This is a genomic window from Streptomyces sp. NBC_00986 (genome assembly GCF_045162565.1).
Classification (GTDB): domain Bacteria; phylum Actinomycetota; class Actinomycetes; order Streptomycetales; family Streptomycetaceae; genus Streptomyces.
The window spans coordinates 11,602,548-11,613,582 of the sequence record NZ_CP108733.1 but is presented as its reverse complement, the minus strand read 5'-3'; the positions used below and the strand labels follow the sequence as shown (position 1 = coordinate 11,613,582).

At 71.2% G+C, this 11,035-nt stretch carries 10 protein-coding genes; all 10 read right to left on the bottom strand.

Annotated features, from left to right (window positions below; all coding sequences use genetic code 11):
* Positions 1 to 28 precede the first annotated feature (28 nt).
* Positions 29 to 1,240, bottom strand: coding sequence for a methionine adenosyltransferase (gene metK / locus OG504_RS52345; RefSeq protein WP_405987827.1), 1,212 nt, complete (start codon positions 1,238 to 1,240; stop codon positions 29 to 31).
* Positions 1,241 to 1,455: 215 nt separating this feature from the next.
* Positions 1,456 to 2,298 (bottom strand): 4'-phosphopantetheinyl transferase family protein, encoded by an 843-nt coding sequence (locus OG504_RS52340; protein ID WP_405987828.1) that lies wholly within the window; start codon positions 2,296 to 2,298, stop codon positions 1,456 to 1,458.
* Between the two features lie 38 nt (positions 2,299 to 2,336).
* Positions 2,337 to 4,217 (bottom strand): acyl-CoA dehydrogenase, encoded by a 1,881-nt coding sequence (locus OG504_RS52335; RefSeq protein WP_405987829.1) that lies wholly within the window; start codon positions 4,215 to 4,217, stop codon positions 2,337 to 2,339.
* 189 nt (positions 4,218 to 4,406) lie between these two features.
* Positions 4,407 to 5,393 carry an aromatase/cyclase gene (locus OG504_RS52330; RefSeq protein WP_405987830.1) on the bottom strand — a complete coding sequence of 329 codons (987 nt, stop codon included), beginning with the start codon at positions 5,391 to 5,393 and terminating at the stop codon, positions 4,407 to 4,409.
* 187 nt (positions 5,394 to 5,580) lie between these two features.
* Entirely contained in the window at positions 5,581 to 6,345 is a 765-nt protein-coding gene (locus OG504_RS52325) for a thioesterase II family protein (protein ID WP_405987831.1), read from the bottom strand.
* A gap of 112 nt (positions 6,346 to 6,457) precedes the next feature.
* Positions 6,458 to 7,153, bottom strand: coding sequence for a phosphopantetheine-binding protein (locus OG504_RS52320; protein ID WP_405987832.1), 696 nt, complete (start codon positions 7,151 to 7,153; stop codon positions 6,458 to 6,460).
* A gap of 14 nt (positions 7,154 to 7,167) precedes the next feature.
* Positions 7,168 to 8,022, bottom strand: coding sequence for a BTAD domain-containing putative transcriptional regulator (locus OG504_RS52315; RefSeq protein ID WP_405987833.1), 855 nt, complete (start codon positions 8,020 to 8,022; stop codon positions 7,168 to 7,170).
* A gap of 224 nt (positions 8,023 to 8,246) precedes the next feature.
* Positions 8,247 to 9,839 carry an acyl-CoA carboxylase subunit beta gene (locus OG504_RS52310; protein WP_405987834.1) on the bottom strand — a complete coding sequence of 531 codons (1,593 nt, stop codon included), beginning with the start codon at positions 9,837 to 9,839 and terminating at the stop codon, positions 8,247 to 8,249.
* A gap of 66 nt (positions 9,840 to 9,905) precedes the next feature.
* A complete protein-coding gene (locus OG504_RS52305) occupies positions 9,906 to 10,118 on the bottom strand; it encodes an acyl-CoA carboxylase subunit epsilon (RefSeq protein ID WP_405987835.1) in 213 nt (70 codons plus the stop codon).
* A gap of 89 nt (positions 10,119 to 10,207) precedes the next feature.
* Entirely contained in the window at positions 10,208 to 11,029 is an 822-nt protein-coding gene (locus OG504_RS52300) for a BTAD domain-containing putative transcriptional regulator (protein WP_405996223.1), read from the bottom strand.
* Between the last annotated feature and the right edge of the window lie 6 nt (positions 11,030 to 11,035).

Genomic DNA, 11,035 nt, shown 5'->3' with positions numbered 1-11,035 from the left:
ACGCTCCCGTCGAAGGGGGGTGGACCGGTCAGAGTCCGACCGCTGCCTTGAGCTGCTGGATGCGGTCCGTGCGCTCCCAGGTGAAGTCCGGGAGTTCGCGGCCGAAGTGGCCGTACGCGGCGGTCTGGGTGTAGATGGGTCGCAGCAGATCGAGGTCTCGGATGATCGCGGCGGGCCTCAGGTCGAACACGTCCTTGATGGCCTGCTCGATGACGCTCTGCGCCACCACCGCGGTGCCGAAGGTCTCCACGAACAGACCGACCGGCGCGGCCTTGCCGATGGCGTAGGCGACCTGGACCTCGCAGCGCGTGGCGAGGCCCGCGGCGACGACGTTCTTGGCGACCCAGCGCATCGCGTAGGCGGCCGAGCGGTCGACCTTGGAGGGGTCCTTGCCGGAGAAGGCGCCGCCGCCGTGGCGGGCCATGCCGCCGTACGTGTCGATGATGATCTTGCGGCCGGTGAGGCCGGCGTCGCCCATCGGGCCGCCGATCTCGAAGCGACCGGTCGGGTTGACCAGCAGACGGTAGCCCTCGGTGTCCAGTTTGATGCCCTCGTCGTCCAGCCCGCGAAGCACCGGTTCGACCACCTCCAGGCGGATGTCCGGGGTGAGCAGGGAGTCCAGGTCGATGTCGCTCGCGTGCTGCGAGGAGACCACGACCGTGTCCAGCCGGACGGGGCGGCTGCCCGCGTACTCGATGGTGACCTGTGTCTTGCCGTCCGGACGCAGGTAGGGAACGGTGCCGTCCTTGCGTACCTCGGTCAGCCGCCGTGAGAGTCGGTGGGCCAGTTCGATCGGCAGCGGCATCAGACTGGGGGTCTCGTCCGAGGCGTAGCCGAACATCAGGCCCTGGTCGCCGGCCCCCTGCCGGTCCAGCTCGTCGTTCTCCCCGCCCTCGACCCGCTTCTCGTACGCGGTGTCGACGCCCTGCGCGATGTCCGGCGACTGCGAGCCGATCGACACCGAGACCCCGCAGGAGGCGCCGTCGAAGCCCTTGGCCGAGGAGTCGTAGCCGATCTCCAGGATCTTCTCGCGCACCAGTCGGGCGATCGGTGCGTACGCCGTGGTCGTCACCTCGCCCGCGATGTGTACCTGACCTGTGGTGATCAGTGTCTCGACGGCGACCCGGGAGGCGGGGTCCTCGCGCAGGAGGGCGTCGAGGACGGTGTCGCTGATCTGGTCGGCGATCTTGTCGGGGTGCCCCTCGGTCACGGATTCCGAGGTGAACAGTCGGCGGGACATGGCTCTCCAGAGTCTCGGTGGTTCAGAGATGACGGGGCGTTCTTGCGGGCGGGGCGTACGAGTTCGGCGTCGGTGCGTGCCCAGGGTCGTGGTGCCGGAGTCCCACCGGGCTGAAGCTCCATGGAAGGACCACCCGCATGAGGATCGCTTGAGGACCGCAGACAGCCCACGTCGGCGTGGGATGTGATGGGGCGCGGTCCGTACCGGTTTGGCCTTCAGCCGGCGCGGTCGACGAGCGGGGCCTCGCCCAGAAGTTCCACGACCGTGCCGAGGAATCCTTCGTCGAGCATGGTGGCGACGGCGATGTCGGGTGAGGCGTCGAGGCCCGCGTCGTGACAGGCCACGCTGATGAGATAGCGGCTCAGTGCGGGGCGGGTGGCGAAGGCCCACTCGCCGTGGGCCGCGGGAGTGCCGTCGGGTGCGAGCAGCCCGCCGCCGCCCGGGTCGAACCCGAACTGGGTGAAAGCCAGGCGCATTCCCTGCCCGAGCGCTTTCGTGTACGCCTCCTTCAGCGTCCACAGCCGCAGCAGGGCGGCCGCCTGTTCCCGCTCGTCGAGTCCGGCCAGTTCCCGCCTTTCAGCGAAGGTGCACATCTGGTCCTTGAGGAGTCCGACCGGCATCCGGCGGTCCATGGGTTCGGCGTCGACACCGATGCGGCCGTTGCGGCTGATGCCCACCGCGATCAGGTCGTCGGTGTGGGTGAGGCTCAGATCGATCTGGCCCAGGCCCCGCAGATAGGGGCGGCCGGCGATCCTGTACGCGAGGTCGAGGTCGGCCGGTTCGACGCCGAGCGCCGCTGCCGCGGTGTACTTGACGGCCAGCCGGGAGGCGACGAAGCGGTAGCGGATCGTGGGGTCGGCGGTGCGCCGGTAGCGCTGCCAGTCGCGGCCGAGCAGCGGCTGCAGCGCTGCGTCGGCCAGGACGGCGGGCAGCCATTCTCCCCATGTGGTGTACACGACGGCGTTCCCCCTCAGCCGCATGCTCTCCCGCACCGTATGCCACGGGCCGTCTGGTCCGGGGACATGGCTGAAGGGGCTGATGCGCGCCGTGTCGTCCATCGGTTCCTCCTTGACCCGCGGGGCACGGGGCGGATTGGTCACTGCACGAGTTCCGTCGCGTCCAGGTCGCAGCCGCGGCCGGTGCGGTGGCGCAGCAGGAGTTCCTCCAGGACCTGGTCGAGGCAGCCGGCGGGCAGCTCGGGCACCGGCATGCCGAGGCGTTCACCGATCCTGGACAGGGCCAGCACCGCCCAGGCGGGCGCCGCGAGGAACGGGGACGTGCCGTCCTGGCCCTCCCACACGCCCAGGACCGCGGCGGCGGCGAGCAGCAGGGCGTACCGGTCGCTCAGCACGCACACGGCCGGGTCCGTGAGTGTCCTGGCGGTGATCGCGGGCAGTGCGCGGCACTTGGCGCGCAGGGCACGGAGTTCGTTGGCGAACCCCTCGGCCAGTTCGCTGAGCGCGCCCAGTTGCCCTCCGACGCCGCGCGCCCGGCTGAGCCGGTCGGCCGAGCCGATCAGGGACGCGGCCAGGAAGTCTCCGCCGTCGGCTATCTGGAGCAACCCGTAGTCGAGGTCGGGCAGTTCGGCGTTGCGGTCGAACAGCCGGGGCGGCGGCTCCTCTTCCGCGAACCAGGAGTGCTCGGCCAGGATGCGCAGCCGGGGCACGATGACCGCTTGGCAGGCGGCGGTACCGGCATGGCCGAGCCCGGCGCCCGGCAGGTCACGCATCAGTTTGTCGAGGGCCCCGTATGCGGGGCTGCCGTGTTCGTAGCCGCGGGAGCCGAGCACGGTGGCCAGTTCCTCGAGGTCCTCCCTGATCAGGTCAGGCACCACATATTTGACGGCGGCGGCCGGCACATGGGCGCAGTCCGGCATCAGGCTCAGCGAGCGCAGGGCGACGGTCGCCATGCTGTCGCAGGCGAGCAGGTCGGCGAAGACTCCGGCGAGCGGCTTGCGGCAGCGAGGGGCGATCGGGCCGCTGCGAGCCGTGGTGGCGGCTCGCACCGCGGAGTGCAGCACCGTGTCGGCGGCGGCGGTGACCACGGAGGCGATCAGGCAGCGGTTGACCTGGAAGGTGCGCAGCGCCAGGGCGACACCCTCGCCGGGCCGGCCGACCAGCGCGTCGCCCGGCACGGCGCAGTCGGTGAACTCCAGACCGGAGAAGAGGCCGCCCCGCGCCCCGTTCACGATCACCCGGGGCATCCGGCGCACCCCGTCGGGCGGGAGCTGCCCGGGATCGAGGAGCAGCACGGAGTGGCTGCGCGGGGTGCGGGCCGGATCGGTGCGGGCATAGACGACGTACGCACCGGCCCGTTCGGCGTTGATGATGACGCTCTTGCGGCCGCTGAGGGCGTAGCCGCCCGGTACGGTGCGGGCGGTGAACTCCTCGCGCAGGATGGCGTTGGCGTGGGCGAGTTCGTGGTGCAGGATCGTGGCGCGCCCGCCGCCGAGCAGTACGTCGGCGATGGACCGGCGCTGGGTCTCGGTGCCCGCGGCCCACACCGCGGAGCTCGCGAAGAGCGAGGTGACGCCGAAGCCGAAACCGAGCATCACATCCCGCCGGAAGACCGGGCGCAGCACCTTGGCCAGCAGGTCGGCGCGGGTGAGCCGGCCGCCGAGGGCGACGGGGACGAACTCGGAGCCCAGACCGGCTTCGGCGAGCAGGAGTTCGGTCCGGGCGGGGGGTTCATGGCGGCTGTCGGCGGCGAGCAGGGCCTTCAGTCCGTGCGGGTTGGCAGGATCGTAGGGGTCGCCGAGCAGTGCGTCGAGCCGGGCGGCGCGGTGCAGCGCGGCCGTCGTGGCGTGCTCTTCTCCAGCGGTCCTGACGGGAAGGGTCTGCGCATTGGTGACCATGGCGGCTTGGGTCAGCTCCTTCGGCACACGGGCGGGCGTCTTGCTCGCGTGCCCTGTTGCGCGCACGCGCTTCAGAGCCTGTACGGGAATGCTGGAGAGGGTCTGGAAGAGTTCTGGAGGCATGCTCGACCCAGGCGGCGGTGCCCCATGCGAAAGGCTGCCGTGGCGTCGGTCTCCGACGGCACGGCAGCCTCGTGGTGAATCGCCCGGATCAGCCGGTCTTCCTGCGGACGTACGGTCGTTGCCCCGCAAAACCGTTCATGCTCCGCACGTTCCTTCTTGGCCGGACGGCCTCCCGCGGACGTGCAGATTTCACAGTTGGCCGAGGACCGGCCGGCGGCTTCGCAGGACATGAATCGCCGACTTCGCGTGTTCTCGGGCCAGTTCGAGGAGCTGGACGCTGCTGCGTCCCAGCTCGGCGCGGACGGTCCGGCGGGCCCGTTCGAGATCGGTGCCCGCGCCGAGCACCCGCTGCTCGGCGTCGTCCCGCAGCACGACGCTGTGCTGCGAGACGACGGTGACGCCCGTCTCGTCGGGCACCACCGACCACTCGCCGGTGTGCGCGGCCACCAGCTTCGGGCAGACGACCTGTTTGTAGACGATGCGCCCTGCGTGCGGGAAGCACACCCGCACCGTCTCGATGCCGTGCACGACGCCGGCGGCGGTCGAGGTCACCATCGTCATCTGCTGGACGCCGGCCTGCGGTTCGGCCAGATCGACGCGGTGGACGTGGGGAACCACGGCGGGCCAGTCGGCGGCCCGGTACAGGAAGTCGTAGACGAGTTCGGCCGGGCCCTTGACCCGTACGGAGTCCTCGAAGGACAGCGTCAGTGCGTCGAGGTCGGTCCAGCGCTCCGCGAACGACCGTAGCTGCTCGAGCTCGGAGCGGGTGTTGGCGTTGATGGCCCGTTCCAGCCAGGCCACGTCCTGGGCCCGGTCGTCGACCGCCGTGAACTCGTGCCGCAGGGTCAGCCGGCAGGAGCCCGCGCCGGCCGCCTCCACGGTCCAGACGCCGCCCAGCGAGGCCGCGGGCGTCGCGGGCAGTGTCTGCCGGAAGGAGACGGTGCGCCGGGCCGCGTCGAGGACCCGGTCCGAGGTCCACGATTTCACCTGCCCGTTGGCGGTCACCCACATCCGCAGGCGTTCCCTGACCCCGTCGAAATCGAGGCGTTCCACGTGGATGCTCGGCGGGAAGAACAGCGGCCACCGGACGGAGTCCGCGATCAGTCCGTACACGACACCCGCCGGTGCGGCCACATCGATCGCGTTCAGCACGTGGTGAACACGCCTGTTCGGCATCGCCAACACCTTCTCTCATGGACGGCGCCCCCGCCTGCCGGCGCGGCTACGAGGTCCACACGTCACGGACGACCGTGCCTCGAGAGTGCGCCGCCCGCCTCAAGACCCGCCGGAGTCCCGCCGGAGCCCCCCCCCATTTTTTGTGGGCCACGGGAAGGACCGCGTGTCCTCGGGGCCCCTGTGCGGCTCACGTCCGAACCGCGGCCTGTGCCTCGGCGCGCCGGGCCACCCGGCAGGCCCTCGCGATCAGACGGGGCAGTTCCCGGCCGCCGGCGAAGAAGTGGTCACCGGGCACGGTGCGCTGGACGAAGCGGCCGGTGGTCCAGCGCCGCCATCCGGCCAGCACGCCGGTCGGGGCCAACCGGTCCGCGCTTGCGGCGACGGCGAGCAGCGGCACGGTCAGCGCTCCCCCGGTGGCCGGGGCCACGGCGGCCCGGCGCAGGGCGTCCGCCAGCCGCAGATCGTCCCGCAGGACCGGCAGTACGGCGCGGTACCACACGCCGCCGGGCGCCCCGACGCCCCCGGGTGGCAGCAATCCCGCCGCGGAGAGCGCCTCGACCAGTTCGGTGTCGGCGGCGTCGGCGGCGTGCAGCAGAAGCGGCGGCGCGTCGGGCGGCGGGGAGGCGCCCACCGCGACGAACGCGGGCGGGGGCGACGCCGTGTCGGCCAGCGCCCGTGCGAGGGTGTGGGCGACGAGGCCGCCCAGGCTGTGCCCGTACAAGGCGAACGGGCCGTCGCCGGGATCGCGTTCGGTGATGTGGCCGAGGAGTTCGGTGAGCAGTTCGTCCCGTCCGGTCAGCCTCGGCTCGCGACGGCGCTTGTCCCGCCCGGGCAGCATCAACGGAACGACCCGGAGGCCGGGTCCCGCAAGGTCGCCCCAGCGGTGGAAGCTCGACACGCCGGCACCGGCGTGGGCGAAGCAGTAGAGCGTCATGGGAGGGCTCTCGGGCACGGCATGGCCTCCTTCGCGATCCTTGATGTGCGGCCTCAGAGCTTCGCCGAGCCGTCTGGAGAGCCGCTCGAGCCCTGCCGCCGGTGCGGCCCGGCTCCCCGGCCGCACCGGTTCAGACGGAGCCGGCCAGCGAGGGGCCCTCCTCGTCGACGCCGAGGCGGTGGTCACGCACCGCCCGGAGCGACGCCTCGCGATCCGGTGCCGGGCGGGTGGCCTGCGCGGTCGCGGAGTCCGGCACCGAGGCGGACCGGGCGCCTATGCGGGCGGCCATCGCGCCGATGGTGGGGTGGTCGTACAGCACGGCGGCCCGCTCCTGGAGGCCGTAGAGCCGGTTGATGCCCGCCACGAACTCGGCGCCCAGCAGGGAGTCGAGACCCAGCGCGTCGAACGTGGTCGCGGCGCCGATGTCCCACGGGTCGCAGCACAGGATGCCGGCAAGCTGCTCCCGCAGCACGTCGACGACCGGGGTCGGGTCCGCGCCGGCGGCCAGGGGCGGGCCGGCCGCCGGCGCGGGTGCCGGGCCCGGCACACCCGCTTCGCACGCCACGTGGTGGGCGAATGCGAAGGGCGTCGGGTGGTCCAGGATCGCCGGGGTCGCGATGCGGGTGCCGTACCTGGCGTTCACCACGGCCACGAACTCCATGGCGAGCATCGAGTCGAGGCCCAGGGACCGGAAGGTCTGCCCGGGGTCGATCTGCTCCGGCCGCAGCCCGAGGACATCGGCCAGCACGGCCGTGAACTCGGTGAACCAGCCGGATCCCCGGGTCCGGGATGGCGTGCCGGACACGGTGTGCGGGGCGCTGGTCATGAGGCCGCCTCCTGTCACCACCCGATGCCCGCCGCGCGTTCCCGTTCCGGACCGGTACCCGTCGCGGACGCGGTCGGCGGGGCGAGGGGCTCCGCGGCGGCGGCCAGCATCGAACGCTGCAGCCGGCGCAGTCCCGCGGAGGGCTCCAGGCCGGCCTCGTGCACGAGGGTGCCCCGCAGCCGCTGGTAGACGTCCAGCGCCTCGCCCCGCCGTCCCGAGCGCTGCAGCGCGAGCATGAACTGGGCGTGCAGGCTCTCGTGGGTGCGGTACTGGTTGACCAGCACGGTGAGTTCGGCAAGCAGTTCGCGGTGCCGTCCGAGCCGCAGGTCGGCCTCGATGCGCTGGTCGAGGGCGCACAGCCGGCTTTCCTCGAGCCGCTTGGCCTCCATCCGCAGCTGCGGCCCCGCCTGTACGTCGGCGAAGGCACTCTCCGACCACAGGTCCAGGGCCTCACGCAGCTGCCGTGCGGCGCCCGCGAAATCCCCCGCGTCCATCGCCCGGTAGCCCGTGCCCGCGAGCCGCTCGAACTCCCGGACGTCACTGGTTCCGCCGCCGGGGGACAGGAGGTAGCCGCCGGGAGTGGTCATCAGGATGTCCTTGGCGCCGAGCCGTCCGCCGTCGTGCTGCTCATCGGTCCCGAGGGCGGCCGCGATGAGTTCGCGCAGCTGGAGCACATAGGTCTGCAGTGTCGTCCGGGCACTGCGCGGCGGGCGGCCCGCCCAGACCTCCTCGAACAGGACGGGAACGGGCACTACACGGTCGGCGTGCAGCGCGAGCAGCGCCAGGACCTGCCGAGGCTTCGGCGCGGTGGGCGTGACCGAGACCCCGTTCACCCGCACCATCAGGCCACCTAGTACGTCGATGTCCACACCGTCTCCCTGTCCATGCGATGAAAAACAGCACGAGTGGTCCACCAACAGAAAACCGCATAAGCGGTTTCCTAGTCAAGCGGATGGACCGCCGGGCCGGATCAGGCAGGGACGGAGCGGCGGAATCTGCGGATATGCCACCAGTATTCGGCGATACGGAAACAGACCGCCGACCACGGTCGACAGTCTTTTATTGCCGGATATGCATTTTGGGTATTTTTAGTTCATTGCGGGGGGTTGCCGTGTTTGCGCGAGGGCAGGTCGGCGTGCTTGGTGTGCAGCATCGCGAGCGACCTGATGAGTACTTCGCGGGTCCCGGCGGGGTCGATGACGTCGTCGACCAGGCCCCGCTCGGCCGCGTAGTAGGGGTGCATGAGTTCGGACCTGTACTCCTTGACCATGCGTGCGCGCATGGCCTCGGGGTCCTCGGCGCCGGCGATCTGGCGGCGGAAGATGACGTTGGCGGCGCCCTCGGCGCCCATCACGGCGATCTCGTTGGTGGGCCAGGCGTAGGTGAGGTCGGCGCCGATGGACTGGCTGTCCATGACGATGTAGGCACCTCCGTACGCCTTGCGCAGGATCAGCGAGATCCGCGGCACCGTCGCGTCGCAGTAGGCGTACAGCAGTTTCGCGCCGTGGCGGATGATGCCGCCGTGCTCCTGGCCGACACCCGGGAGGAACCCGGGGACGTCCAGAAGAGTGACGATCGGGATGTTGAAGGCGTCGCACATCTGCACGAAGCGTGCGGCCTTCTCGCTGGCCTCGATGTCCAGGACCCCGGCCAGGACCTGCGGCTGGTTGGCGACGATGCCGACGACCTGGCCGTCGAGGCGGGCCAGCGCGCAGATGATGTTGCGGGCCCAGCGCTCGTGGACTTCGAGGCAGTCGCCGTCGTCGACGATCTCCTCGATCACCTCGGCCATGTCGTAGGGACGGCTGCCGTCCGCCGGGACCAGGTCCAGCAGGATCTCCGAGCGGCGCTCGGCCTCGTCGCTCGACTCCGCGCGCGGCGGGTTCTCCCGGTTGTTCTGCGGCAGCAGCGAGAGCAGGTAGCGGACCTCGGCGAGGCAGGTCTCCTCGTCGTCGTAGGCGAAGTGGCAGACGCCGGAGGTCTCGGCGTGCACGTCGGCGCCGCCGAGGCCGTTCTGGCTGATCTCCTCGCCGGTGACGGCCTTGACGACGTCGGGGCCGGTGATGAACATCTGCGAGGTCTCGCGGACCATGAACACGAAGTCGGTGAGGGCGGGGCTGTAGGCCGCGCCGCCGGCGCACGGGCCGAGCATGACGCTGATCTGCGGGATGACCCCGGACGCCTTGGTGTTGCGCTGGAAGATGCCGCCGTAGCCGGCCAGCGCGGAGACGCCCTCCTGGATACGGGCGCCGGCGCCGTCGTTGAGGGAGACCAGCGGGGCACCGGCCGCGATGGCCATGTCCATGATCTTGTGGATCTTCGTGGCGTGGGCCTCGCCCAGCGCGCCGCCGAAGATGCGGAAGTCGTGCGCGTAGACGAAGACCGTGCGGCCCTCGACCGTGCCCCAGCCGGTGACGACACCGTCGGTGTACGGCTTCTTCGCCTCCAGGCCGAAGCCCGTGGCACGGTGCCGGCGCAGCTGCTCGACCTCACGGAAGGAGCCCTCGTCCAGCAGCAGTTCGATCCGCTCGCGCGAGGTCAGCTTGCCCTTGGCGTGCTGCGCCTCGGTCGCCTTCCCGCCCGGTCCGGCCAGCGCCCGGGCACGGATCTCGTGCAGCTCGGCCACCCGTCCGCGTGTACCGGTCGCCGCCGCGTCGCCCGGGGCGCGGTCACCCACCACCGTCATGTCAGATCCCTTCGTTCGGCTGCCGAGCGAAGGCGCCCGGGAAATCGACGCGGAACCGCAGGCGTCTCACTGCCAGCTGTGCGGCGACCGGTAGGCCGCCATGCGCTCCCACCGGCGCCACGAGGACACCGAGCCGACGGTCCGGCGGCCCCGGTCCCCGTCCTCGGTCCGCCGCGCGAGCAGACAGAACAACGCGACCGTCACCGCGGCCAGTTCCTCCTCAGCGGCCTTCCCGCGCTCGACACGCAGGACATCGCCCGCACCGTTCAAGCCGTCCACAGCGCCTCCTCGGCTTTCGGGCCAGGGTCTGCCGCAGCCCTCAAAAGGGGCTCGGCTCCCGCTGGAGACCGGCTCCGGCCCGGGTGGCCTCAGGCGGCGAAGATGTCGTAGGTGGAGGTGTGCCGCGGGCCGGCGAGCACATCCAGCTGCGGGTCGACCGCCAGCATCGCCTGATGCAGCCGCTGTGTCTGCGGCGACGGTTCCACCCCCAGCTCCTCGATCAGCCGTCCCCGCAGCCCCCGGTAGACCTCCAGCGCCGACGCCTGCCGTCCCGACCGGTACAACGCCACCATCGCCTGTGAGTGCAGTCCCTCATGCTGCGGGTACCGTGCCGTCAGCTCCGCCAGCTCGGCCAGCAACTCCGCGTGCCGTCCCAGCCTCAGATCCGCATCGATCCTCCGCTCCACCGTCACCAGCCGCGACTCCTCCAGCCGCACCACCTCGATCTCCAGCACGGGGCCGCCCCGTACGTCCACCAGCGCCGGGCCCTGCCACAGGTCCAGCGCAGTGCGAAAGCGCTCCGCCGCCGCCTCGTCGTCGCCCGCCTCGAACGCCGTCTGCCCCTCCCGCACCAGCCCCTCGTACACGTGCACGTCCACGCACTCCGAAGGCACCTGCAGCAGATAGCCCCCATGCCGCGTCACCAGCACCTCCTTCGCACTCCCGGGTGCGTCCGGGCCCATCGCCGTCCCCAGCCGCCGGCGCAGCTGCAAAATGTACGTCTGCAATGTCGTCAACGCACTCAGCGGCGGCCGCGAACCCCAGATCTCCTCCATCAGCGTCGGCACCGGCAGCACACGACCCGGATGCAAAGCCAACAATGAAAGAATCTGTCGCGGCTTCGCCGCCGACGGAACAATGGAACCCCCGTTGACCTCCGCGCTCAACGGACCCAACACTCGAATCCTCACTGCATC

Bases quoted from the DNA above. Each gene is read 5' to 3' on its own strand.
- OG504_RS52340 (WP_405987828.1), bottom strand. From the start codon at position 2,298: ATGGACGACACGGCGCGCATCAGCCCCTTCAGCCATGTCCCCGGACCA.
- OG504_RS52335 (WP_405987829.1), bottom strand. From the start codon at position 4,217: ATGCCTCCAGAACTCTTCCAGACCCTCTCCAGCATTCCCGTACAGGCT.
- metK (WP_405987827.1), bottom strand. From the start codon at position 1,240: ATGTCCCGCCGACTGTTCACCTCGGAATCCGTGACCGAGGGGCACCCC.
- OG504_RS52320 (WP_405987832.1), bottom strand. From the start codon at position 7,153: ATGACCAGCGCCCCGCACACCGTGTCCGGCACGCCATCCCGGACCCGG.
- OG504_RS52310 (WP_405987834.1), bottom strand. From the start codon at position 9,839: ATGACGGTGGTGGGTGACCGCGCCCCGGGCGACGCGGCGGCGACCGGT.
- OG504_RS52330 (WP_405987830.1), bottom strand. From the start codon at position 5,393: ATGCCGAACAGGCGTGTTCACCACGTGCTGAACGCGATCGATGTGGCC.